The sequence below is a fragment of the Klebsiella sp. PK01 genome (genome assembly GCF_057624675.1).
Genome location: NZ_JBYEZM010000005.1, coordinates 264,797 through 288,931, shown reverse-complemented (window position 1 = coordinate 288,931; position 24,135 = coordinate 264,797). Strand labels below are relative to the sequence as shown.

General features: G+C 56.1%; 19 protein-coding genes and 1 tRNA gene. 5 read left to right on the top strand and 15 right to left on the bottom strand.

The window, feature by feature from the left end:
• Positions 1-2 precede the first annotated feature (2 nt).
• The 4 genes from bcsB to bcsR are packed head-to-tail and all read right to left on the bottom strand — an operon-like array spanning position 3 to position 5,920.
• The gene (gene bcsB / locus AC22LX_RS17660) at positions 3-2,357 is read right to left on the bottom strand and encodes a cellulose biosynthesis cyclic di-GMP-binding regulatory protein BcsB (RefSeq protein WP_045390806.1); all 2,355 of its coding nucleotides are present in this window, start codon (positions 2,355-2,357) and stop codon (positions 3-5) included.
• 10 nt (positions 2,358-2,367) lie between these two features.
• Positions 2,368-4,986, bottom strand: coding sequence for a UDP-forming cellulose synthase catalytic subunit (gene bcsA / locus AC22LX_RS17655; protein WP_045390803.1), 2,619 nt, complete (start codon positions 4,984-4,986; stop codon positions 2,368-2,370).
• Positions 4,983-5,720 carry a cellulose biosynthesis protein BcsQ gene (gene bcsQ / locus AC22LX_RS17650; protein ID WP_045390800.1) on the bottom strand — a complete coding sequence of 246 codons (738 nt, stop codon included), beginning with the start codon at positions 5,718-5,720 and terminating at the stop codon, positions 4,983-4,985. Before bcsQ ends, bcsA begins: the two co-directional genes overlap by 4 nt.
• 11 nt (positions 5,721-5,731) lie before the next feature.
• Positions 5,732-5,920 (bottom strand): cellulose biosynthesis protein BcsR, encoded by a 189-nt coding sequence (gene bcsR / locus AC22LX_RS17645; RefSeq protein WP_045390797.1) that lies wholly within the window; start codon positions 5,918-5,920, stop codon positions 5,732-5,734.
• Between the two features lie 168 nt (positions 5,921-6,088).
• Here bcsR and bcsE point away from each other — a divergent pair, with 168 nt between their 5' ends.
• Genes bcsE through bcsG form a run of 3 tightly spaced genes read left to right on the top strand, consistent with a single transcriptional unit; the run spans position 6,089 to position 9,515 of the window.
• Positions 6,089-7,645 (top strand): cellulose biosynthesis protein BcsE, encoded by a 1,557-nt coding sequence (gene bcsE, locus AC22LX_RS17640; RefSeq protein WP_045390794.1) that lies wholly within the window; start codon positions 6,089-6,091, stop codon positions 7,643-7,645.
• Positions 7,642-7,839 carry a cellulose biosynthesis protein BcsF gene (bcsF, locus tag AC22LX_RS17635; protein WP_045390791.1) on the top strand — a complete coding sequence of 66 codons (198 nt, stop codon included), beginning with the start codon at positions 7,642-7,644 and terminating at the stop codon, positions 7,837-7,839. The genes bcsE and bcsF overlap by 4 nt, the downstream gene beginning before the upstream one ends.
• Positions 7,836-9,515 carry a cellulose biosynthesis protein BcsG gene (gene bcsG / locus AC22LX_RS17630; protein WP_047050368.1) on the top strand — a complete coding sequence of 560 codons (1,680 nt, stop codon included), beginning with the start codon at positions 7,836-7,838 and terminating at the stop codon, positions 9,513-9,515. The genes bcsF and bcsG overlap by 4 nt, the downstream gene beginning before the upstream one ends.
• A gap of 82 nt (positions 9,516-9,597) precedes the next feature.
• Here the strand turns inward: bcsG and AC22LX_RS17625 are convergent, their stop codons facing one another.
• The 10 genes from AC22LX_RS17625 to AC22LX_RS17580 form a co-directional block, all read right to left on the bottom strand.
• Positions 9,598-9,705: a type I toxin-antitoxin system toxin Ldr family protein gene (locus AC22LX_RS17625; protein WP_015703763.1), complete on the bottom strand. Its 108-nt coding sequence runs from the start codon at positions 9,703-9,705 to the stop codon at positions 9,598-9,600.
• A gap of 299 nt (positions 9,706-10,004) precedes the next feature.
• The gene (gene dppF, locus AC22LX_RS17620; RefSeq protein ID WP_015369233.1) at positions 10,005-11,018 is read right to left on the bottom strand and encodes a dipeptide ABC transporter ATP-binding subunit DppF; all 1,014 of its coding nucleotides are present in this window, start codon (positions 11,016-11,018) and stop codon (positions 10,005-10,007) included.
• Positions 11,015-11,998 carry a dipeptide ABC transporter ATP-binding protein gene (gene dppD / locus AC22LX_RS17615; RefSeq protein WP_045390786.1) on the bottom strand — a complete coding sequence of 328 codons (984 nt, stop codon included), beginning with the start codon at positions 11,996-11,998 and terminating at the stop codon, positions 11,015-11,017. Before dppD ends, dppF begins: the two co-directional genes overlap by 4 nt.
• 10 nt (positions 11,999-12,008) lie before the next feature.
• Complete coding sequence (dppC, locus tag AC22LX_RS17610) at positions 12,009-12,911, bottom strand: dipeptide ABC transporter permease DppC (protein ID WP_045390783.1); 903 nt, start codon at positions 12,909-12,911, stop codon at positions 12,009-12,011.
• A 9-nt stretch (positions 12,912-12,920) separates the two neighbouring features.
• Positions 12,921-13,940, bottom strand: a complete 1,020-nt coding sequence (dppB, locus tag AC22LX_RS17605) for a dipeptide ABC transporter permease DppB (RefSeq protein ID WP_002921786.1) — start codon at positions 13,938-13,940, stop codon at positions 12,921-12,923.
• 133 nt (positions 13,941-14,073) lie between these two features.
• Positions 14,074-15,681 carry a dipeptide ABC transporter periplasmic-binding protein DppA gene (gene dppA, locus AC22LX_RS17600; protein WP_047047780.1) on the bottom strand — a complete coding sequence of 536 codons (1,608 nt, stop codon included), beginning with the start codon at positions 15,679-15,681 and terminating at the stop codon, positions 14,074-14,076.
• Between the two features lie 757 nt (positions 15,682-16,438).
• A tRNA-Pro gene (locus AC22LX_RS17595) sits at positions 16,439-16,515 on the bottom strand.
• Positions 16,516-16,606: 91 nt separating this feature from the next.
• Positions 16,607-18,298, bottom strand: a complete 1,692-nt coding sequence (eptB, locus tag AC22LX_RS17590) for a kdo(2)-lipid A phosphoethanolamine 7''-transferase (protein WP_045390774.1) — start codon at positions 18,296-18,298, stop codon at positions 16,607-16,609.
• 222 nt (positions 18,299-18,520) lie between these two features.
• The gene (locus AC22LX_RS17585; protein ID WP_045390772.1) at positions 18,521-19,726 is read right to left on the bottom strand and encodes an L-lactate MFS transporter; all 1,206 of its coding nucleotides are present in this window, start codon (positions 19,724-19,726) and stop codon (positions 18,521-18,523) included.
• Between the two features lie 240 nt (positions 19,727-19,966).
• Positions 19,967-20,551 carry an autotransporter outer membrane beta-barrel domain-containing protein gene (locus AC22LX_RS17580; protein ID WP_161801957.1) on the bottom strand — a complete coding sequence of 195 codons (585 nt, stop codon included), beginning with the start codon at positions 20,549-20,551 and terminating at the stop codon, positions 19,967-19,969.
• Between the two features lie 258 nt (positions 20,552-20,809).
• Between AC22LX_RS17580 and tag the strand changes: the two genes are divergently transcribed.
• Both tag and AC22LX_RS17570 read left to right on the top strand, forming a co-directional pair.
• A complete protein-coding gene (gene tag, locus AC22LX_RS17575; RefSeq protein WP_047067270.1) occupies positions 20,810-21,373 on the top strand; it encodes a DNA-3-methyladenine glycosylase I in 564 nt (187 codons plus the stop codon).
• The gene (locus AC22LX_RS17570; RefSeq protein WP_049061521.1) at positions 21,370-21,810 is read left to right on the top strand and encodes an N-acetyltransferase; all 441 of its coding nucleotides are present in this window, start codon (positions 21,370-21,372) and stop codon (positions 21,808-21,810) included. Before tag ends, AC22LX_RS17570 begins: the two co-directional genes overlap by 4 nt.
• On the opposite strand, the gene AC22LX_RS17565 is transcribed toward AC22LX_RS17570, so the two are convergent.
• Positions 21,779-24,109, bottom strand: a complete 2,331-nt coding sequence (locus tag AC22LX_RS17565) for a molybdopterin guanine dinucleotide-containing S/N-oxide reductase (protein ID WP_063447372.1) — start codon at positions 24,107-24,109, stop codon at positions 21,779-21,781. The two genes, AC22LX_RS17570 and AC22LX_RS17565, sit on opposite strands and share 32 nt — an antisense overlap.
• Positions 24,110-24,135: the final 26 nt, after the last annotated feature.

The window sequence follows — 24,135 nt, the reverse complement described above, 5'->3', positions numbered from 1 at the left end:
AATTACTCATCATCAGGATCAAGACGGCGACGGCTGAGAATACGCAGCATACGCCACAGCACCCACGCCAGCAGCACAATGCTGACGGCCGCCAGAATCGCCAACAGTATCGGATGGCTGGAGAGCGCAAACCAGATGCGCTCGAACCACGGCAGGTGGCCGACATAATAGATATCGCCAACCCGCAGGCTATTGACGCCGGATTCACGAATCACCGCCACCGAACCGAACATCGCCGCCCGTTTACCGCTGTCATTTAAGGCGTTTGTGAGCAGCTCGTTACCGCGTGGGCTATCGGCCATCAGGGCGATCACGCTGCGTTGGTCGTTGTAGGGCGACTGGAAGCCAATAATGGCCGCCATCGGCCCGGAAGAGGTGATGTCGGTTCGCGTATGCGGCGTGCGCGCGTCATCATCCGGATAGATGCTCGCCAGGTCATAATGACGCATCGGCGTTTTCACCCAGCTTTTGGTCGCCTCGACCAGTAGATTGATTTTGGTATCGTCTTTCAGCGACGGCGGAATAGCGCCAATCAGCATCAGATCGGCATCTTTGCCCTTAATCTGGTTGCCGTCGTCGGTCATCTGCACGTTGATAGCCGCCAGCCCGGTCTGTGCGCCGATGCCGCCTACCGCCTGCAGCAGCGTCTCAACCTGACCCGCATCAGGCGTTTTCGGCACCACGATTAGCGTCTGAGAAAGATCGGCCATGCGGGTATACGGGAAACCGGCATTAGCGAAGACGCGCAGATCCGGCATCGCCAGGAAGTGGTAATACTTCGAAAAGTCGATGGTGGAGTCATCGCCGATCACCACGTGGTTCTGCACCGGCTGGAAGGTAATACAGTTATCGATGTTGCCGCCGGGCATCGGGTTCATGTACTGAAAATCGAAGCGCAGCTGGTTCATCGCGCCAAGACGCAGCGCGGGTATGGTCACCTGGTTCTGGCCATCCAACAGCCCCTGCAGCACCGGCAGGCGTAAAATTAGCTTATTCACATCCTGCGAGCTATTGAGGCTAAACGACTGCAGGAACTGATCGTTAAGGCTGATATCCATCCGCGAGCTGTCTTTGATAGGCGGCATGGTATAGCGATATTTCAGATCCATATCGATGCCGTTGGCGCGAAGCAGGTATAGATCCGGCGGTAGATTCAGCGCCAGGTTAATCGAATCTGGCACCAGGCCGCTTGATTGCAGCTGCTGCTCATAGGTTTTCAGCTCGCCGAAAGTCACCGGTCTGTCGGTACGGACCCAGTTCGGCGCGTCATACGGCTGGCGCGCCTTCAACTCTTTCACGCCATCCACTACCACGCTATCGCCGCGGAACAGAATATTGCCCTGGGCAATACCCTTCGCCGCCACCAGCAGGTCTTGATCGTTGCGACCGAAGATCACCAGCAGCTTGACGTACGGGTTGCTCGGGTGGTTGACCATTTCGATGGTCGGCGCTTTCACCGGCGGATGGTCGCGCAGGAAGTCCGGACGCTTATCGTTGGTGGCGAAGATGATAGCGTTGCGTTCCGGTATCTCATTGAAGTGGACCGGGAACTGCTGACCGCGCCAGCCGGCCTTGCTGCCAAACCAGGAGGCGACAATCGCCGCCGCCTGCTGCTGTTTGACGTCAGGCGCAGCAGCAAAAACCATCGGCAACGTCAGCGGACGGTTGTCGCGCGAGTCGTAGAACGGTACCGGGAAGTGGGACAGGTCGTTACGTACCTGCAGCGACTGATAGGTTAAATCCAGCGAGCTCTCACGGCCGATATCGAGCCACAGCGTACTGCTGGCCGGGTTTTCGCAAACGTCGCGATAGTGGCCGACAAACTCCAGCCGCACGCGGTTAAAATCGGTGATATACAGTGGATCGACGGGGATCTGGGCGCTCACTTTTTTACCCAGTTGCTCTTTGGTGACCGGCAGTACGCCCATCAGCTCGTCGTTGAGATAAACCTTCAGCTGCGATTGCACCGGCAGCAGCGATGGCGACGGCGTGTAGTCAAGATTGAGCAGCGCTTTGGCGACCACTTCATCACTGCGCATGCCGAATTCCACGGCGCCCTCTGGGTGCGAACCGCGTAGCACCATACTCCCCGGCGGCGGTGCGATTTGCGCAAAAGTCAGCTTCACGTCGCGAGAGGGAATGTTGTCCGCCACCACCACCGGCGCGGCAGGATCGATAACCGCCGCCGTCGGCTGGCCATCGATAATCACCGGCGCTGGCTGGGCCGCACCCGTTGTGGCGGGAGCGTCGACCACCGCGGCATTCGGCGTCGCCGCCGGAGCCGAAAATGTTGCGAAGGGGTACCAGCTGCTCATTCCCACCGCCACTGCACAAATCAAGGAAAGTTTTCTTTTCATCGCATTATCATCATTGTTGAGCCATTGCTGGTTCTGCCGAAAGCACCGCCGCGGCGCGTTCGGGACGGCGCGGCAAAAACGATACAATCCAGGCCACCAGCGAGGTGAGCGAGCGGAAAATAACCTTCACCGACGGCGGCGAGAACTCCGCCAGGTGACGATATCCACGGAACCCCAGCTTGAGGATATCCAGCAGGCTTTCCATCGGCTTATCTTCCGGGAAGCTGTCCTGCCAAAGCGCCCACGTATCAGCGCGGGCAAACGTACACTGCACAAAATCAATATGTTGCTGGTTAGTCAGCGGCAGCAATTGCAGGCCGACTTCACCGCCGTTGACCCGCGCGACGCGAACCGGGAAGACGTATTCTTGCTGTCCGCGTTTGAGCAGCAAATTCACGTGTTGCCCTTCCAGTACCCGCGCGTCGCCGTGAATTTTTATCCCCAGGCCGCCGTCAGAGTAGTCATGAACGGTACAGGAGAACAGGTGGCCATCCGGGCGGGCAATCGCCGCCGGCATCGACATCTCTACGCGGTGCGAACGCCGCACCTGCTTGCTCTCCACCGACACCGCCACGGCGCCGCCGAGGATGATTAAGTTATAAAACACCCAGATGATGCTGACCCAGACGGTTAAAATTTCGTTCTCGGGTCCGTACATAAAGCGCCAGATGCCGACCGCCACGCCCACCAGATTAAGCAACACCAGATAAATATAGGGGCGTGAGATAACCCAATCGACATACTCATCTTTCACTAGTCCGCCTTTGGCGGTGACGTTGAACTTGCCTTTGTGCGGGTTAATCAGCGCGACGAAGGTCGGCGGCGCGATATACCATGCCAGCACCGTTTCGTAGATTTCACTCCAGAAGGAGTGGCGGTACTTGCCCTGGATCTTCGAGTTCGTCAGGCTGGCATGGATCATATGCGGCAGCACGAACAGCGCGATCATAAGCGCCGGCGCATAGATGATATAGGCGTGTAACAGCAGGAATGCCAGCGGCGCGGTAAGGAAGATAAGCCGCGGGATACCGGACAAAAAGTGCAGCATCGCGTTGACGTAGCAGATACGCTGCGCCAGCTTCAACCCTTTACCAAACAGCGGGTTATCAAGACGGAAAATCTGCACCATTCCGCGCGCCCAGCGAATACGCTGGCCGATATGCGCCGACAAGCTTTCCGTCGCCAGCCCCGCCGCCTGAGGGATGCGCATATAGGCGGAGGTATGGCCACGACGATGCAGGCGCAGTGAGGTGTGGGCATCCTCGGTGACCGTCTCGACGGCGATACCGCCGATTTCATCCAGCGGGCCGCGGCGAATGACCGCGCAGGATCCGCAGAAAAAGGTCGCATCCCACATATCGTTGCCGTCCTGCACCAGGCCGTAAAACAGCGTCCCCTCGTTCGGCGTTTTACGAAAACGGCCCAGGTTGCGTTCGAACGGATCCGGCGAGAAAAAGTGGTGCGGCGTCTGCATCATCGCCAGCTTTTTATCCTTCAGGAACCAGCCCATGGTCATCTGCAGGAAGGAGCGGGTCGGCACGTGGTCGCAGTCGAAAATAGAGACGAACTCGCCCTTCGCATACTTCAACGCATTGTTGATATTACCGGCCTTGGCATGTTCGTGGCTGGTACGCGCGATGTAATGGACGCCGACATCTTTTGCGAACTGGCGAAACTCTTCGCGCCCGCCGTCATCAAGGATCCAGATATTGAGCTTATCCTTCGGCCAGTCGATACCCTGCGACGCGTAGATGGTATTTTTCACCACGCTAAGATCTTCGTTGTAGGTCGGGACGAAGATATCCACCGTCGGCCATTCGTTCATATCTTCCGGCAGCGGCACCGGCTGGCGATTGAGCGGCCACACCACCTGGAAATAGCCCAACACCAGCACAATCCAGGCGTAGGTTTCGGCAAACAGCAAAATCAACCCGCACACCAGGCTGACCGGATCGTTCCAGTTCAGCGTGGAGGTATAGCGCCACCAGATGTAGCGACAGGAAACGGTCAGCGACAACACGATCAACATCAGGGCGGAGAAACGCCCCGGAATACGCCGCACCAGCAGCGCGACGCCCCACAACAGCAGCAGGAAAATAAATTGCGACAGCGGGTTAAACGGCTGGGTGATACACAACAGCGCCAGAATCAGCGAGAAGAAGGTGATGGTACCCAGCACCAGCCGCCGCAGCTGTGGATGCAGGTGCTCAAGCTCTTTCTGCTTATCGAGATGGCCGGTACGGGTGTTGACCTTTTCCGGTAATTTTTCCATCCACTGCGCGTAGCGCCCGTGAACCCCTTCCAGCGCCGCCAGCGAGCGCCAGTTAATTTTTTTATCCGGTTCCGGCACCCGGGTCGCCAGTAGCCAGAGCGACTGCAGCAAATAGCGTATCGGATCTAACGGGCGTGGGCGATGCGGATTAATATGCGGAAAATAGTCGCCGTGGTGTTCGCGAATAGCTTGCCAGCGCGGCGTCTCAAGCGGCATTAACGCCCACGCCAACGACACCCACAGGCATCCGAGAAAAGCTGAAAGCACCGACGCGCCATGCTGACGATAGTCATCATAACGTGCGCTCAAGCGCTCGCCCACCGGCGGCGCCAGCAGCAACGTACTCAGGCGGATCATGCCGCTCCCTCTCTGGCATAGTGCAGCAGACACCAGTTGGCCAGCGTCAGCACCTCTTCCGCCGCCAGCGAATCCTGGCGATATTCGCCAAGCGGCTGTTTAGCCGCCAGACATTCCGCCATCGCTTCATCGCGGTGAATCGTGACCGGCAGAATACGGCGCTGGCTTTCCAGCCACAGTTGATAGAGATCTTCCTGCAGCTGACTGCCGACGCGCAGGTCGTTAATCAAAATATCCGCATTAGCAGGCAGCGCCTGCTGATGCAGGCGAATATGGCTATTGCCGTCGGGATGCACAACCTGTAGAGCGCGATGGCAAACGCTCAGTAATTCGCGGGTAAGCGGAGAGTAGCCTTCGGGTATATCAATCAGCAGCCAGCGGTGGCTCCCCTGCTGGTCGAGCAATTTGATTTGCTCCGCGATGGGTTCCAGCGTCGGACTGAACTTATCTACGTGCTCACGTTCGCCAGGCGTCAGGCGGCCAAACGGCAGAAGATCGATATGCGCGGTGTAGCGCAGCCCGGCGTCGCGCCAGTCACCTCCGTCAATCAACGAGCGCGCCCAGCCGTTGCGATGGTCGAAATCAACGTTGAAGAAAAAGCGCAGCATATTGTCCGGGCTGGCATCGACCACCAGCACGGTTTCACCGAGCAGCTGTAGCGCCCAGGCCAGTGCGGCGGTAATAGATGTGGTGCCTACGCCGCCGCGTATGCCTTGTAATCCCAGAATCGCCATCGACGGCTTCCTTACTTTTTCTCAGCTAATTCGGCCAACAGCGGCCAGCGTTGCAACGCCGCAGCGAGCTGTTCGCGTCGGGAAATGTCGTGGTAATCAATATCCGGCAGGGAAAATGCCCGGCTTAATGCCAGGAAATCATTTTGGAAGGTATATCCCAGCGTTGCATCGCCAGGTACCGTAGGGTCTTTTTCCGGCATTTCTCTGTCCATTCGAAAAACACATTATAAAACCAGGAAGTGGAAACCGCTCATCCCTAAAATTACGTGTACATGCTAAAACTGATGTCCTTTAATTTCAATGTTAGGTTTACTCTCACGCTTTCGCTAGTAAACTAATCATTGTAAATAGGGCACGCGAGGAACATCGTGGATATTGTATATACATTGGGTATTTCATCATTATGGGACGAAGTATGCCATATGCCCGTTGGCGGGGTATGGTGGCTTAATGTCGACCGCTATGCCGACGCCGTCAGCCTGCTGAATCAAACGCTGGAAAGCCAGGCTCCGGAAAGCAAGGTCGCCGCCATAATAATGGGTAAAAAACCTAATGAAGTCATATCATTAAAAAAAGATCGCGGTCCTGATAAAATCGCACTATTCACGATGCCAGATCGCCCGGAAGGCCTGCAGGAGTTGCACCGCGACATACTTTGTTCTATGGAACCTGGCAACTATTTATTTATTCTGCTATGTACAGAAAATTCCTGGCAAAATATAAAAACCGAAGAATTACTCCATTGGGTAGAAAAATCTAATCGATGGGCCAAATACCATAACTGCTCTCTTATGGTACTTAATTCGGCTAATGATACCGACAAACAACTTTCTCCGTTATTACGCCAGTACCGCGCCCTTTCCGGGCTGGCGAGCATTCGTTATCAGGGCGATAGCCATCTATTTGATATCGCGTGGTGGGGCAGTGAGAAAGGTATTAGCGCGCAGCAGCAGCTGGTTATTTTACACGATGATGAAGGCTGGCGGCTGGCGCAGAGCGAAGAAGCGGCAGTGCAACCGCGTAGCGACGAAAAAATCGTCCTCAGTAATTTGCGCGTGCTGGAAGGGGCGCCTGCGCTTTCCGAATACTGGACGTTGTTCGAAACCAATGACGCCGTCTTTGAAGCCGGTCGTACCGCGCAGGCGGCCACCTTGCTATTTTCCATTACCCAAAATGAGCAAATAGAGCAGCTCGGACGCTATATCCATACCCTGCGTCGCCAGCGCGGCAGCGCCTTAAAAATCGTGGTACGTGAACAAACGCCGAGCCTGCGCGCCACCGATGAACGCTTGCTGTTAAGCAGCGGCGCCAACATGGTAATCCCCTGCAGCGCCGGGCTTTCTCGCTGCCTTACGCTTATTGAAAGCGTGCAAAAGCAGAAATTTACTCGCCACGTTCCGGAAGACTTCAACACGCTGTTGACCTGGAGCCGGCCGCTTAAACTTCGCGGTTATCAAAAGTGGGACGCCTTCTGTGAAGCGGTCAGCAATATCATGGCCAACACGCTGCTGCCGCCGGATAGCAAAGGGGTAATGGTGGCGCTGCGCCCCGCGCCGGGGCTACGTGTCGAACAGGCGTTAACCCTTTGTAAACCCAACCGCATGGGCGATATCGCGACGATCGGTAATAATCGATTAGTGCTGTTTTTATCGTTTTGCCGGGTAAATGACCTGGACACGGCGTTAAACCATATCTTCCCTTTACCGACCGGAGACATTTTTTCTAACCGTATGATTTGGTTTGAAGATAAGCAAATTTCCGCGGAAATCCTGTTGATGCGCGGCATATCTCCTGACAACTGGAACACGCCGCTGCCGATTACGGTGGGCAAAAACGAAGCCCTTAACGTTAAACACGATGGGCGCCAGTGGCGGCGAATCCCTGAACCCTGGCGACTCTCCACCGACGGAGAACCGCGGTCATGATGTCTATCGCCGATATCATTCAGCTGATCGTATTGTGCGCCCTGCTATTTTTCCCGCTGGGATACCTGACGCGCCATTATCAGCGCCGTATTCGCACCACTTTACGTTTGATGTTCTTTAAACCCCGTTTCGTGAAACCGGCCGGCGTACTGCGCCGGGAGAGCGCGACCAGGCAGGGCAAACCGAAAAAATGACCAAAGCAAAAACTACCGCTACGCCGCTTCCGCTATGGCAGTACTGGCGCGGCCTGTCCGGCTGGAACTTCTATTTTCTCGTGAAGTTTGCCCTGCTGTGGGCGGGATACCTGAACTTCCATCCAATGCTCAACCTGGTGTTCCTCGCCTTTTTGCTGGTGCCGATCCCCCGTGAAAAACTGCACCGGATACGCCACTGGATAGCGATTCCGCTCGGCTTTGCCCTGTTCTGGCATGACACCTGGTTACCGGGTCCGGAAAGCATCATGAGCCAGGGCTCGCAAATCGCCGGTTTCAGCGCCGATTACATCTGGGACCTGATCACCCGTTTTATTAACTGGAATATGGTCGGCGCCTTCTTTGTGCTGCTGGTGCTGTGGCTATTCATCAGCCAATGGCTGCGCGTTACCGTCTTCGTTTCGGCGATCATGGTCTGGCTGGTTATCAGCCCGCTGCTGCCCTCCTTTACTTTATGGCCCGCCGGCCAGCCGAACACCGCAGCGGCCACGCCGGCGGCAACGACCGGTGGAACGACATCAGCCGCGGCATCAACCAGCGCCGCCGCCAGCGGCGATATCCCACCGCAGACCGAACCGCCAACCTCAGCTAACCTTAGCAATTGGCTGAAAACTTTCTATGCTTCTGAACAGAAAAGAAAAACACCGTTCCCGGATCAGCTGCCTGGGGATGCGCAGCCGTTCGATCTGCTGGTTATTAATATCTGTTCCCTGTCATGGTCAGACATTGAGGCTGCCGGGTTGATGGATCATCCGCTGTGGAAACATTTCGATATCCTCTTCAAAAACTTCAACTCCGCCACTTCCTACAGCGGCCCGGCAGCCGTTCGCCTGCTGCGCGCCAGCTGCGGCCAGCTATCGCATAACAACCTGTATCAGCCGTCTGGCAACGAGTGCTACCTGTTCGAAAATCTGGCCAAACTCGGCTTTACCCAACAGTTGATGCTGGGGCACAACGGCGTATTCGGCGACTTCCTCAAAGAGGTTCGCTCGCTCGGCGGCATGCAGAGTCCGCTGATGGATCAGAGCGGTTTGCCGGTAATCCTGCAAGGCTTCGACGGATCGCCGGTTTACGACGACCAGGCGACGCTCGATCGCTGGCTACAGTCTACCGAGAAGCTTAACACGCCCCGTACCGCGACCTTCTACAACACGCTGCCGCTGCACGATGGCAACCATTATCCCGGCCAAAGCAAAACGGCCGACTATAAGGCCCGCGCGCAGAAGTTCTTTGATGAGCTGGACGCCTTCTTCACCGAACTGGAAAAATCGGGGCGTAAAGTGATGGTGGTGGTGGTGCCGGAACACGGCGCCGCGCTGAAGGGGGATAAGATGCAGGTTTCCGGGCTGCGCGATATCCCAAGCCCGTCGATTACCAACGTACCTGCGGCGGTGAAATTCTTCGGCATGAAGGCTCCGCATCAGGGCGCCGCGGTGGAAATCACTCAGCCTTCCAGCTACCTCGCGGTTTCTGAACTGGTGGTGCGCGCCCTGGACGGTAAGATGTTTACCGAAGATAACGTCAACTGGCAGCAATACACCGCAAATCTGCCGCAGACCGCGGCGGTATCAGAAAACTCCAACGCCATTGTCATTCAGTATCAGGGCAAACCCTACGTGCAGCTAAACGGCGGCAGTTGGGTACCGTATCCGCAGTAAAGACGAAAAAGGCCGCAGGAGAATTCCTGCGGCCTGTTCGGGCGCAAATTGCCAACGCAGCAGACTCACGCCCGCCGGTCCGTCACTTCTGGTTGTGCATCCAGCTGACGATAATGCTGACCACGATGCCAGCAATTATCGGCGCCGCCAGATCGTCCCATAAGATCAGACCTAACTGTGTGAGCGTCATAGAGCCGCCTGTATTGCAATGGCAACCGTTCGCGGCTATCTTTAACTTGTCTGGAGTTAGTGATAGCCCTCGTTCAGTTGCCTGGTTAACACCAGCAACGTGCGAGGGTTTTCTCTTTCCAGCAACTTATCTATGCCGCCGGGGTTCAAGCCCCCGCAACATTGCGCCTCACCGGGCGAACCCGGCTTGGCGTCGATTCTACTGCTCCTTGTCATCGCCTTCACCACGCCCTTTGGCAATCTGCGAGGCGCATTCCAGCCCTCCCCCGCAGAAATCATCACGCGACAACCCGCTTCCCATCACGCCCGCGCTTTCTCGGGATTCTCATCCTGATCAACGGCAAAGCAGGCCACCAGTTGGCCACCGTAATCCTTAAGCTGCGGCTGAAGCTGGGTGCATGGGCCAAAGCGTCGGCGGCAGCGCGCATTGAAGGCGCAGCCCGGCGGCGGATTCAGCGGGCTCGGCAGTTCGCCGGTGAGCTTAATGCGCTCGCGTCGATCGTCCGGGTTCAGACGCGGCGTCGCTGACAACAGGGCCTGAGTATACGGATGACGCGGGTTATTAAAGATCTGGTCCTTGGTCCCCTTCTCCACGCAGCGGCCAAGATACATCACCATGACTTCATCAGCGATGTGCTCGACGACCGAGAGATCGTGGGAAATAAACACGTAGGACAAGCCTAAATCCTGCTGCAGGTCCATCATCAGGTTCAGCACCTGGGCACGTACCGAAACATCCAGCGCGGAGACCGGCTCATCGGCAATCACCACATCCGGATCCAGCATCAGCCCGCGGGCAATAGCGATACGCTGGCGCTGGCCGCCGGAGAACATATGCGGGTAGCGATCGTAATGTTCCGTTTTCAGACCCACCTTCGCCATCATCGCCAGCGCTTTTTCACGCCGCTGCTCTTTGCTCAGGCTACTGTTGATCAACAGCGGCTCTTCCAGAATCTGCCCCACTTTTTTACGCGGGTTCAGCGAACCATATGGATTCTGAAACACAATCTGGATTTTTTGCCGCCGCAGCTTTTGCGCCTGCGGGTCGTGCTTGAGCAGATCCTGCCCCTGATAATACAGCTCGCCGCCGGTGGGAATTTCAATCATCGTCAGCAAACGACCCAGCGTCGATTTGCCGCATCCCGACTCCCCCACCACCGCCAGCGTTTTACCGCGTTCAAGGGTAAAGGAGACGCCGTCCAGCGCTTTTACCAACCGTTCCGGAGCAAACAACCCTTTCTTTACCGGATAGTGTTTTTTCAGATCAATGGCCTGCAACAGCGGTTGTTGCGTGGCGGCCTTTTGCGTACTCATAATCCAGGCCTCCCGGCATCATCGAGTGGGTAGTGGCATTTTGACTGACGGCCGCCGTCGAGATCCGCGAGCGCGGGCTCTTCGCTCCGGCATTTATCCGTGGCATAGGGGCAGCGCGGGTTCAGCAGGCAGCCGTTTGGGCGGTCATATTTCCCCGGAACAACCCCCGGTAGCGATGCCAGACGCGCCTTATCCTGGGCAAACTCCGGCAGCGCGCGCAGCAGCGCCTGGGTGTAAGGATGGCGCGGCGCGCGGAAGATATCTTTCGCATCCCCGGTCTCCACCACCTGACCCGCGTACATGACGATAATTTTATGCGCGGCTTCCGCCACCAGCGCCAGGTCATGGGTAATCAACACCAGCGCCATATTTTCTTGCTGCTGCAACTCCAGCAGCAGTTCGATAATCTGCGCCTGAATGGTCACATCCAGCGCGGTGGTCGGTTCATCGGCAATCAGCAGTTTTGGCCGGCAGGCGATAGCCATCGCGATCATCACGCGCTGGCTCATCCCACCGGAAAGCTGATGCGGGTAAACGTCCAACCGCGACGCCGGGTCAGGAATACCCACCAGGTTCAGCAGGTCGATCGCCCGCTGGCGGCGGGTTTGCTTATTGCCGCCCTGATGGACCTTAATCGCTTCCATTATCTGATAGCCGACGGTAAAGCACGGGTTGAGGCTGGTCATCGGATCCTGGAAGATCATTGCCACTTCCGCCCCCACCAGTTGACGCCGCTCTTTTTCCGAAATTCGCTGCAGATCGCGGCCGTTAAATTCCAGTTTGTCCGCCATCACCCGACCGGGGTAGTCAATCAGGCCCATAATCGCCAGCGAACTCACCGACTTACCTGAACCCGACTCGCCTACGATACCGACCACTTCGCCCTGCTTCACGCTATAGCTGATGCGGTCCACGGCGCGGAACGGCGCATTTTGCTCGCCGAAATGCACCGATAATTTATCTACATTTAATAACGCCATCTCGAACCTCTTACTGCTTCAGTTTGGGATCGAGCGCGTCACGCAGACCGTCACCCATCAGGTTAAATGCCAGCACCGTCAGCAGGATCGCCACGCCCGGGAAGGTCACCACCCACCAGGCGCTTTGTGCGAACTGCAATACGTCGGAAAGCATGGTGCCCCACTCAGGCGTCGGCGGCTGCGCGCCCATGCCGAGGAACCCCAGCGCTGCCATGTCGAGAATGGCGTTAGAGAAGCCCAGCGACGCCTGAACGATCAACGGCGCAAGACAGTTAGGGAGAATATTAACGAACATCTGGCGCATCGCGCCGGCGCCCGCTACGCGGGAAGCGGTCACGTAATCGCGGTGCACTTCCACCAGCACCGCCGCGCGCGTCAGACGCACATAGTGCGGTAGGGCGACGAAGGTGAGCGCCAGCGAAGCATTGACGATTGATGGTCCGAAGATAGCCACCAGCACCAACGCCAGCAGCAGGCTGGGCAGCGCCAGCATGATATCGACCACGCGCATGATGATGGAGTCCACCACCCCGCCGAAATAGCCAGCAACCAGCCCCAGCACCACGCCGAGGATTAGCGACAACACCACCACCAGACAGCCCACCAGCAGCGACAGGCGCGCGCCGTACATCAGGCGCGAGAGAATATCGCGCCCCACGTCATCGGTGCCAAGCAGGTGCGCCATACTGCCGCCATCCTGCCAGAACGGCGGCGCCAGCAGCGAATCACGGAACTGATCCGCCGGGTTATAAGGGGCGAGAAAGTTGGCGAATACCGCGATGATAATCATCACCGCCACGTATACCAACCCGACGACTGCCCCTTTGTTGCGTTTGAAATAGTGCCAGAACTCCTGCAGCGGGGTCATTGGCACCGGCGCGGCGACAACTTTATTTTCTGTAATTTGTGACATGATGGCCCCTTACTTCTTATGCCGGATACGCGGGTTCACCACGCCGTACAGCAGGTCGACCAGCAGGTTGACGAGAATAATCATCGTCGCCACCAGCAGCACCCCGCCCTGCACAACTGGATAATCGCGGCGCTGTAGCGCATCGATAAGCCAGCGGCCTAAACCTGGCCACGAAAAAATCGTTTCGGTCAGAATGGCGCCCGCCAGCAGCGTGCCCACCTGCAGACCAATCACCGTGACCACCGGCAGCATCGCGTTGCGTAGCGCATGGATGACAATCACCCGCATGCGGGTTAACCCCTTAGCGCGAGCGGTACGGATGTAATCCTCGCCAAGCACTTCCAGCATCGACGATCGGGTCATACGCACGATCACCGCCAGCGGAATCGTACCCAGCACGATGGCGGGTAGGATCATATGCATTAAGGCATCGATAAAGTCGCCCTGTTCACCCCAGATGGCGGTGTCAATCAGCATAAAACCGGTCAGCGGCAGGGTATCGTCAAGGAATACCGTATCGCTGATACGCCCGGATACCGGCGTCAGGTTCAACTGCACCGAAACCAGCATAATCAGCATCATGCCCCACCAGAAGATAGGCATCGAGTAGCCGGTCAGCGCCAGGCCCACGGCGGTATGGTCAAAGATGGAGCCGCGTTTTACCGCAGCCAGCACGCCCACCGGAATACCGACGGCGACGGCGAAAATCATCGCGCAGACGCCCAGTTCGAGGGTGGCCTTAAAACGCGGGACAAACTCTTGCCACACGGGAATGCGGCTTTTCAGCGAGATCCCTAAATCACCGTGCAGTACGCCCCAAATATAATGGGCATATTGCTGCCACAGCGGCTTATCGAGGCCCATTTCGGCCAGCAGCTGCGCGTGACGTTCGGGGGAAATACCACGTTCGCCCGCCATAATCATCACCGGATCGCCGGGGATCATATGCACGAAGGCAAAGGTGAGAAGGGTAATACCGATAAATGTCGGGATGACGAGTCCCAAACGTCGGAGAATAAACTGCAACATAACCCGGATTCTCTCTAGTGACGCCAGGCCTGGTGACAAGGCGTCTGTATTGCTCACAAATGTATTCCCCGAATAGCGGGAATACGCCCCCCGCCTCTCCCACGCGGGGAGAGGGGGTCAGGCATCGTGCTTATTATTCGACAGAGACGTTATCGAAGTGGTGTTTGCCAAGCGGATCAACCACATAGCCTTTGACTTCTTTACGCACTGGCTCGTAAACGGTGGAGTGGGCGATGATCAGCGCCGGAGCCTGGTCATGCATCACTACCTGAGCCTGTTTGTACAGTTCAATACGCTTGTTGTGGTCGTCGGTGGCGCGTGCCGGTTGAATGAGGTCTTCAAACGGCTTGTAGCACCAGCGAGAGTAGTTAGAGCCGTCTTTCGCCGCGGCGCAGCTGAACAGAGTTGCGAAGAAGTTATCCGGATCCCCGTTGTCGCCGGTCCAGCCCATCATCACGGTCTGGTGTTCGCCCGCTTTCGCACGTTTCAGGTACTCGCCCCACTCATAGGTGACGATCTTGGCCTGTACGCCGACTTTCGCCCAGTCGGCCTGGATCATTTCAGCCATACGGCGCGCGTTCGGGTTATACGGACGCTGTACCGGCATTGCCCACAGGTCGATGGTGAAGCCTTTTTCCATGCCCGCTTCTTTCAGCAGCTGCTTCGCCTTTTCAGGATCGTAGGTGTAGTCTTTAACGTCATCGTTATAGCCCCACATGGTCGGCGGGATCAGGTTCTTCGCCGACTGGCCGGCGCCCTGATAAACGGCCTTGATGATCGCTTCTTTGTTCACCGCGTAGGTCAGCGCCTGGCGAACTTTGACGTTATCGAGCGGTTTTTTCTCGGTGTTGAAGGAGAGATAACCCACGTTCAGACCCGGCTGTTCCAGCAGGTTGATGTTTTTATCTTCCTTCATGCGCGCGATGTCAGCCGGGTTCGGATAAGGCATCACCTGGCATTCGTTTTTCTGCAGCTTGGCGTAGCGTACGGAAGCGTCCGGAGTGATGGAGAAGACCAGACGATCGATCTGCGGCTTGGTGCCCCAGTAGCCCGGGAAGGCTTTATACAGAATGCGCGAGTCTTTTTGGTACTGCAGCAGCTGGAATGGGCCGGTGCCGATTGGGTTGAGGTCTACTTTTTCCGGCGTGCCGGCTTTCAGCATGTTGTCGGCATACTCTTTCGACAGGATAGAAGCAAAGTCCATCGCCAGGTCAGCGAGGAACGGCGCTTCCGGGCGAGTCAGCACGAACTGGACGGTATTATCGTCCACTTTCTTCACTTCGCTAATCAGGTCCTGCAGGCCCATCCCTTCGAAGTACTCATAGCTGCCGCCAGAGACTTTATGGTAAGGATTTTTGTCATTTTTCTGACGGTCGAAGGAGAACACCACATCGTCGGCATTCAGATCGCGCGTCGGTTTAAAATCTTTATTATCCTGCCACTTCACGCCTTTACGCAGGTGGAAAGTATAGGTTTTACCATCCTCGCTGACATCCCACTTCTCAGCCAGGCCAGGAATAACTTCGGTCGTACCGGTTTTGAATTCAACCAGGCGGTTGTAAATAGGTACCGAGCTGGCGTCATAGGTGGTACCAGAGGTGAATAGCTGTGGGTTAAAGCCTTCCGGCGAACCTTCAGAACAATAAACCAGGGTTTTAGCTTGTACGCTTGCGGCGACGGTCATGGCGACCAGGCTCAGACCAAGCTTCAGCATCCCTGACTTTTTCAAGGAAATACTCATTATTCTGCTCCAAAACTGTGATGTTGTTTGCATATAGCCGCCAGACCTTTATTTATTTTTTACCCGGTCTGGTCGGTGGTGCCCGAAGGCGTTGAGAGAGATGGGGATTCCGTTCGCTAAAACGACTGAGTTGCAGTACGGATTCTCCATGAAATGCCCCTCATGCCGTACAATCTGTCAACAGAATGGAGAAACGTCAATACAGCTAACCGGGTTTTGCGTCAGGGGTGAGAATCGGTGGGCAAAGATTAAAAAAACTTGATGGCGCTATTTTCAGCAGAGAAATTTATGCTACCGGTAATAAACCAGAATAAAGCCCTTAATAGTTTGCAACATCTGGTGATAAACAATTCTTAAAAATGGTGAAAATTTCTTCCCATGTGGCCATTATGTGAGCGATTAATAGCGCGAACGTTAAAACGCACAGCGGAAAATGCTGTACTTAGTCATAAGCTTCGCGAAAAAAGATCTATTCATCGATAAAAAAAAGCAATGGAAGATGTCACAAAACAGCGAACAGCTGGCGAGATGCGCGGGGAAATGCGATTTTTGTGATTCTGACAAGGTTTTCACCCCGGCTTGCGCTGCGCTGAGCCGGGCTACCGGGCTGGTTATGCGCTGTGCGAATGTAGCCCTGATAAGGCGCTTGCGCCGCGATCAGGGAAGCGCTCGAGTCGAACCCCTGCCCCCGGAGGTTCTCATCCTCTTCGGGCCGCAGATGCAAAAAAGCCTGCTCATTGAGCAGGCTTTTCGAATTTGGTCGGTGATAGAGGATTCGAACCTCCGACCCCTTCGTCCCGAACGAAGTGCGCTACCAGGCTGCGCCAATCACCGAATGCGGGGCGCATCTTACTGCTGGGATGCACACCCGTCAATGCCTTATTAGCAAAAAATCAATCAAGCGGCGAGAATCTCGCCACTGCAGCTATTCTTTCACCGCTTTCTTCGAAGCCGGCACGCGACACCAGTTATTGTTTTCATTAATCCCGCCGTCCGGCGAGGTATAACCAAGACAACCCATAATGGTGTCATACAGCTCAACGTGACGGTGCGGAGCCTTCGTCGCCGCCTGCTGCTTGAGACGCGCAAAGGAGGCGGCATGGTCCGGGTTCGCCAGATACTTATCCGACATCCAGACCATCATCGGCACGCGGAACTGTTCCGGCGGCGCCATCATGCGCGGCGTACCGTGCAGATGTTCGTGTTCATTAATCGACTCGCCGTGATCGGCGGCGTAGAACACGATAGCCTTTTTATCCCGCAGTTGGTCCAGCACGCTAACGATAAAGTGATCCACGTAGGTGACGCTATTATCGTAAGAGTTTATCAACTCGGCCTTCGAACATTTGCTATCCACGCCGATACACTCCGGTTTCCATTGCGCGAAGCTGCGCGGATACCGCTGGGTGTAGTTAAAGTGCGATCCCTTGGTATGCAGGATAATCAAGCGCTTGCCATCAGGATTTTGCTCCATACCGCGCTTCATCTCATCGACCAGCAGCATATCATCCACGTTCTTGCCGCGGTTGCGCGGCTCGGCGCCGATCTGCTCGCGATAGGCGATATTGTTGGCCATCGTATTGCTGTAGAACCACATCTCGCTCTGCATGGCGTACAGGTCGCCGGCAAAACCTAGCTGGTGCAGAACAGCGAACACATTCTGCTCTTTCAACGTCCGCTGCGGATTATCATCCGCCCCGCCCTCGCGTACGAACATACAGCGCAACGATAACTTGGTGGCGGTATCGCAAGAGGTGCCGCGGAAGGCGACAAGATTCTTCTCCTGCGCCAGCTTCGGCGTGGTATTACGGTTATAGCCGAGTATACCCATATGATCCCAGCGGGTGGTCTCGCCGATAATAAACACCACGTAAGTATCATCAAGATCCTGCGGCGCCACGTAGGTAAATTTTTTCGCTGGGTTAATCAATGATTTATTATCAGACGACTCATCCACCTGCGCCCAGGCGTACAGCCCGAGCGCCGACAGCCAGTTAGAAGGCAGATACGAGTTGGCAATGACGCCGCCGTAGCTTGGCATATCGACTTCAGAGTTGCGCTCGATATCATGCTGACGTAGCTCAAGCAGGCGAATCGGCCCCCAGACCATCAGCCCGGCCAGCACGACTATCAGGATATTTTTCACCCGCTGACCCGGCGTTTTGACCTGTTGCAGCAGCGTCTTACGGCAGCGGTTGCTCCAGATAAGAAGGAGCGGCAACACGCTAACCGCGGCCAGCCAGAGGATCAGATGCCAGCCGATAACCTCTTTCGACAGGTCAATATCGGTGGTCATCACCGAAGCGATTATGCCGTAGCCAATCACCACATTGAGGAAAGTCATGTAATAACTTGCCCCTGCGGAAAACAGCACCACCAGCGTGGCTAAGATGCGCCAGACCCGACGGCCAAATAACGAGAGCAGACGCAGCAGGAAGAAGGTGACCAGCACCGTCGCCACCAGTTCCACCACTCCGGACAACCCTTTCCAGACGGTAAACTCTTGAGCGTAACCATCGAAACGACGGAAAAACACCGCGGCGTTCATAAACCAGCCGATGTACAGCGCAAGCCAAAAACTCAGCTTCTGCTGCGACATCGTTTTAATGTATTTCATGCAAGCAAACCTGGGAAACGAAGAGATAAAACCGCCCTGATTAAAACGATATAAACAGGAAGATTAATTAAGTGCGTCTGGGTTGGTTATCGGAAACCTCTACAAAGCGCGCTAAGTAGACCACAGCAAATGGGAAAAGTATCCGCGAGGAATGTGATTCAGCCAGATATTTACAAAATATCTGGCTGGTAAGGCATTATTCGCTTAGGAAGGGCGATGCTATCAGGCGTGCGCCTGGTGGTAAATTTCGCTTTTCGGCTGACGAATGGTAGTGGAAAGCGCCAGCGACAAAATCAGCAGAGCGAAGATGACGCAGAAGGTGACGTAGAAGCCGCCGAACACGGAGGCAATCAGCGAACCGCAAATACTACCGATACCGAAGCCGAGATAAATCACGCCGTAGTTTTTCGCCAGGTTATTGAGGCCAAAGAACTCGCTTACCAGCGACGGGAAGACGGTAATGGTGCCGCCGAAGTTAAAGGCCACACAGGCAATCGCCGCAAAGAAGGTCATCGCATTTAGCGGCGCGAACAGCAGGGCCGCCATACCAACCAGGGAGACCACCTGACCGATGGTAATCACGCGGATACGGGAGATTTTGTCGGACAGGATACCCAGCACCAGGCGGCCGCTCAGGTTAGCGATAGAAATCACGGTAACCGCATTCGCCGCCGTCGCCACGTCGAGATGCACCATGCCCTGCGCGATATCTTTTGCTACACCAATCACATACAGACCGCTCATGCAGGCCGTCAGGAACATCACCGCCAGCATCCAGTACTGCGGTTTACGCATGGATTCAGCAAGGGTGAAATCATTTTCGACAACGCCGTTGGCGGTAGTGGTCGCGGGATGATTCGGCGCATCTTTCATCATGGTGGCGCCAAAGACGATCATCACCAGTACGATAGCGCCCCAGATAACAAAGGTTTTTTCCAGCCCGACCGTCGCCAGCAGGTGACTATCGATAAATTTAAAACCGAGGCTGCCAAGGCCATAAGCGCCAATTGAGAAGGCGGAAATCAGACCTTTACGCTCGGGGAACCACTTCACGCAGTTCGACAACGTCAGCAGATAGCCCGCGCCGTCCGCCAGACCGACCAGCAGGCCGGCGCTCAACCACAGCATCATCAGGCTGTTGGCATGGGCTGTGAGGAAAAAGCCGACGCCAAGCAGGATGCCGGATGCCATGGTGACGCGTTTCACGCCAAAGCGTTCCTGCAATTTACCGGCAACGGAAGAGGATAGCGCCAGCCCAAGACTTAACAGGCCGAAAGAAAATGCCACCTGGCTTACTGGCTCGTCCAATTTGCTGGCCAGAGAACTATTAAACAAACTCCATGTATAAACCGATCCCAGAGCGAATTGCGTAATGATCGTGCCAATCAGCGTGAGCCAACGGGTATATTGAGTGTTTGCAGCGTTCATAGCAGATGTCCTGAAGGATTAACTGCCGCCACAATAACCAAATCCCCAAATCCGGTGGGGGAAAACGGCATGAACTGCCATCAACGAGGAATGAAATGCATTTATGGCGGAATGAATGACATTGCAAAACATTCATTCCCTAAATTTCACTCAAAAAGTTAGTGTGCGCTACCTCACAGAAACGCGCCGTTACTGAGATTTTACAGTAACGACTGCATTTCAAATGCGTAACAAATTCGGTCAGAAATTGGCGCTGACGCCCATCAGATACAGCGTATTTTCACCCGACGGAACGTTATCTGCCTGTGAAAGTGTGGCCCACGCCGCCAGATGTGAACCCAGCGGCATATCTGCGCCCAGCGTGACGTCGCCCCAGCTACCGTCTTTTCCGCGGCTAATCGACGCATTGTTATCGATAGAGATAGACTGGTTATAGCTCACCTGCGCCCATGGATGCACGCCCCATAGCTGTTGGTAATCCATACGCCAGCCGAGCGTGTTGACGTAAATACTTTCGCCCGCACGGCGCGTCGCGGGCGGCGGGTTGAGATCGCTACGCAAGCTGGCGACCGGCCCGGAGGTCACCCCGCTGGCCAGCGAGTAGTTCCATCCCACGCTCATGCCGTGACTCAAATCCGGCGGCGCCAGCGCCTGATTCAACGCCAGTCCGGCGGGCGCTTCTGACGCCCTCATTCGCTCGGCGAGAATATCTTCATAACGCGGTTGGTGATCGCTATCCCATGTATAGCGTTCCGACGTATTACTTTTTGTATCGTTAGCGATATATTCCTGTTGCCAGGCATTGGCGCCTGAAACACACGACACCCAGATAGTGATGCACGCCGGGGCCAACCCACCCCGGAGGCCATTGCATTTCTTTATTATCATTAATGCGACTCCAAAAGAGCCGAATCGGCAATGTTGCTGTGTTTTTATACTCAAAATAATTCGAGCTGCCGCCCACTTCTACGCAACTTGAAGTATAAGGAGTTGATGGGAAGTGGTTTCCCTGTATTAACTATTATCTTTATCTTTCAGCCGTCAAGGCGGATGAAAAAGTTTTCTGACGAAAGGGAGAGAAACATGCAACGTTGCGGATGGGTAAGCCAGGATCCTCTTTATATCCAGTATCACGATAACGAATGGGGAGTCGCCGAGAGAACGCCGCAAAAGCTGTTTGAAATGATCTGCCTCGAAGGCCAGCAGGCGGGACTCTCGTGGATAACCGTACTGAAAAAACGGGAAAACTATCGTCAGGCCTTTCACCAGTTCGACCCGGTTCGCGTAGCGGCCATGGATGAAGCAGACGTCGAGCGCCTGCTACAGGATGCGGGCATCATCCGCCATCGGGGGAAGATCCAGGCCATCATCGGCAATGCTCGGGCGTTTCTCGCCATGGAAGCCAACGGTGAAGCATTCAGCGATTTTGTCTGGTCGTTTGTCGATAATCAGCCGCAAATTACTCATGCCGCGACGCTCGCCGAAATCCCCACCACCACACCAGCCTCCGATGCGCTATCTAAGGCGCTGAAAAAGCGCGGCTTTAAATTCGTCGGCTCCACTATCTGTTATTCATTTATGCAGGCCTGCGGGTTAGTCAACGATCACGTGACCGGTTGCTGTTGCCACCCCGGGAGACCAGCATGATCAAAAAATGGGATGCCGCAGAGACCGGCCCGCTACTCGAGTTGTGGCTGGAAAGCACTATTTACGCGCATCCGTTCATTGCAGAAAGCTACTGGCGGGAGAGTCTGGAAGTCGTGCGCGATGTCTATCTTCCCGCCGCCGCCACCTGGGTGTGGCAGGAGAATGATGCGCTGAAAGGGTTTGTCAGCGTGATGGATTCGCGCTTCGTCGGGGCACTTTTCGTCGCCCCGCAAGCGATCCGCCACGGTATCGGCCGCGCGCTGCTTGATGAGGTCAAGCAGCACTACGACTGGCTAAGTCTGGAGGTTTATCAGAAAAACGTGCGGGCGGTGAATTTCTACCACGCGCAGGGCTTCCGTATAGAAGACTGCGCGTGGCAGGACGACACCCAGCATCCGACCTGGATTATGCATTGGCCGGCGGGTCAAATGCGCTGAGCGCCAGCGCGGGTCCATCATATTTTTCCAGCCATGCCAGCGCCGTATTCCCGGCGCAACCGTTGCCCAGACGCGAGGTCGGAATATCTTTCGTCAGCACGTTCACCGCGCCGTTTTTGCAAATTCCGGCATCGGGGTCGATATCCGGCCACGCGCCTTCATGCAGGCAAATCACCCCCGGGCGAATACCTTCCGTGACCACCGCGCCGGCCAGTACCTGACCACGTGAATTCCACACCCGCACCAGATCGCCGTCGGCGATATTGCGCGCCTGCGCGTCCAGCGGATGGATAGTCAGCGGTTCGCGCCCGGCGACGGCGTAGCGTTCTCGCAGCGAAGTCTGGTTCAACTGGCTATGCAGGCGGTGCGCCGGGTGGGCGGAAAGCACCTGTAGCTGACCCGCCTCGGCGTTGCCGTGCCACTCATCAGGCTCGAGCCACATCGGGTGCGGCGGACAATCGGCATAGCCAAAGCCGGCAATGGTCGGCGAGTGAATTTCAATTTTCCCGCTCGCGGTTTTTAACGGGTTAGCCTGCGGGTCTGCGCGGAATGCCGCGAAGCGGGAGAAACGGGCGTTATCCGGGTTTTCCGGCATTTCAATTAGCTGGTTAGCCTGCCAGAATTCGGCAAACGGCGGCAGCGTCACCTGCTGCTGCGCCCCGCGTTGGACGGCAATCTGGTAGAAGGTCTCCAGCCATTGCAAATCGTTTTTTCCTTCGGTGAAACGTTCGCGACCGCCCGCCTCCCAGCGTTCGCTCAGGTCCGCAAAGACATCAAAATCGTCGCGCGCTTCATCGCGCGGCGCGACTACCCGCTTCATCGGCACCAGATGCTGATTGCTGTAATCGCCGGTCATGGTCAGATCATTGCGCTCAAACGAAGTGGTCGCCGGTAAGACGATATCGGCATGGCGCGCGGCGGCGGTCCAGAAGCATTCGGAAATCACAACCAGCTCCGGCTTCTGCCAGGCCTGAATCAGGCGGTTGGTATCCTGATGATGGGTAAAGTTGGCGCCGCCCGCCCACCAGATAAAGCGGATATCGGGAAAGCGTCGCGTCATCCCGTTGTGCTGATAGCTTGCCCCAGGGTTTTCCAGCGCCTCAACGATACGGGCGACCGGGATTTTCTCCACCGCATCGGTTCCTCCCGCCACGCTCCCCTGCATAGAGGCCAGCACCGCGGCGCGGCGCGTCGGGTTGCCGCCGTTGGCAAAGTGGTAAGAAAGACCAAAACCGCCGCCGGGCGTGCCAATCTGCCCCAGCATCGCCGCCAGCGTCACCAGCATCCAGTGTTTTTGCTCGCCAAACTGCTGGCGCTGCATGCCCCAGCCGGACATCAGCATGGTGGTATTTTCATGGAAAAGTTTTGCCAGTTCGCGGATTTTATCCGCCGCTACGCCGCAGATCGCCGCAGCCCATTCGGCGGTTTTGGCGACGCCATCGCTTTCACCACTCAAATAGCGGGCGAAAATGTCATAACCGCTGGTACAGCGGGCGAGGAATTCATCGTCCTGCCAGCCATGCTCGACCAGGGTATGGGCGATCCCCAGCATCAACGCGACGTCAGTGCCCATATGCGGCGCGATCCACTCCATTGATTCGCCAAAGAAATCAACGCTTTCCGATCGCATGGGATCGATACAGATCAGCCGTTTGCCGCTCTGGCGCAGGCGATCAAACCAGGGGATCCCTTGTTCATCCGAGGCGTTCCAGGCAATTTTCAGCGTATTCAGCGGATTAGCGCTCCACAGCACCACCACCTCGCTGTGCTCCAGAATAAGCGGCCAGCTGGTCTGCTGCTGATAAACTTCATTACCGCCTACCACGTAAGGCATGATCGCCTGCGCCGCGCCGGTTGAATAATCGCCGAGGTGTCCGGTATAGCCCCCGGCAAGACTCATATAGCGCTGCAGCAAGGTTGCCGCCTTATGCAACACGCCGTTAGAACGCCAGCCATAGGAACCGGCGAAAATCGACTGCGGGCCGTAGCTTTCGCGGATCCGTCGATGCTGGGCATCAATCAGATCAAGTGCCTGCTCCCAGCTTACCCGCACGAATTCATCCTGGCCGCGTACGCCCTGCGGCTGTTGCGGCGAGGCGAGATAGCCTTTTCGCACCATCGGATAGCGAACGCGAGTTTTACTATGCACCTGTTCGCGCACCGCCGTTTGCAGCGAGTTGGCGAAGGGAGTGTCCAGCGCGCCGCGGGACGAAATCACATTTTCACCATCCGTCTCTACCAGCATTGGCCCCCAGTGGGCCGCGGTTAGGATGGTTTTAGTTGCAGATGAGGTTGGCAAAGCAGGCTCCTGGGTCAGCGAATGCA

Excerpts from the sequence above, each read along its gene's own strand:
- AC22LX_RS17585 (WP_045390772.1), bottom strand. The coding sequence starts at position 19,726 with ATGAACGCTGCAAACACTCAATATACCCGTTGGCTCACGCTGATTGGC.
- bcsQ (WP_045390800.1), bottom strand. The coding sequence starts at position 5,720 with ATGGCGATTCTGGGATTACAAGGCATACGCGGCGGCGTAGGCACCACA.
- dppD (WP_045390786.1), bottom strand. The coding sequence starts at position 11,998 with ATGGCGTTATTAAATGTAGATAAATTATCGGTGCATTTCGGCGAGCAA.
- dppA (WP_047047780.1), bottom strand. The coding sequence starts at position 15,681 with ATGAGTATTTCCTTGAAAAAGTCAGGGATGCTGAAGCTTGGTCTGAGC.
- tag (WP_047067270.1), top strand. The coding sequence starts at position 20,810 with ATGCAACGTTGCGGATGGGTAAGCCAGGATCCTCTTTATATCCAGTAT.
- dppB (WP_002921786.1), bottom strand. The coding sequence starts at position 13,940 with ATGTTGCAGTTTATTCTCCGACGTTTGGGACTCGTCATCCCGACATTT.
- bcsG (WP_047050368.1), top strand. The coding sequence starts at position 7,836 with ATGACCAAAGCAAAAACTACCGCTACGCCGCTTCCGCTATGGCAGTAC.
- eptB (WP_045390774.1), bottom strand. The coding sequence starts at position 18,298 with ATGAAATACATTAAAACGATGTCGCAGCAGAAGCTGAGTTTTTGGCTT.
- AC22LX_RS17570 (WP_049061521.1), top strand. The coding sequence starts at position 21,370 with ATGATCAAAAAATGGGATGCCGCAGAGACCGGCCCGCTACTCGAGTTG.
- dppF (WP_015369233.1), bottom strand. The coding sequence starts at position 11,018 with ATGAGTACGCAAAAGGCCGCCACGCAACAACCGCTGTTGCAGGCCATT.
- bcsR (WP_045390797.1), bottom strand. The coding sequence starts at position 5,920 with ATGCCGGAAAAAGACCCTACGGTACCTGGCGATGCAACGCTGGGATAT.
- bcsB (WP_045390806.1), bottom strand. The coding sequence starts at position 2,357 with ATGAAAAGAAAACTTTCCTTGATTTGTGCAGTGGCGGTGGGAATGAGC.
- bcsF (WP_045390791.1), top strand. The coding sequence starts at position 7,642 with ATGATGTCTATCGCCGATATCATTCAGCTGATCGTATTGTGCGCCCTG.
- dppC (WP_045390783.1), bottom strand. The coding sequence starts at position 12,911 with ATGTCACAAATTACAGAAAATAAAGTTGTCGCCGCGCCGGTGCCAATG.
- bcsA (WP_045390803.1), bottom strand. The coding sequence starts at position 4,986 with ATGATCCGCCTGAGTACGTTGCTGCTGGCGCCGCCGGTGGGCGAGCGC.
- AC22LX_RS17625 (WP_015703763.1), bottom strand. The coding sequence starts at position 9,705 with ATGACGCTCACACAGTTAGGTCTGATCTTATGGGACGATCTGGCGGCG.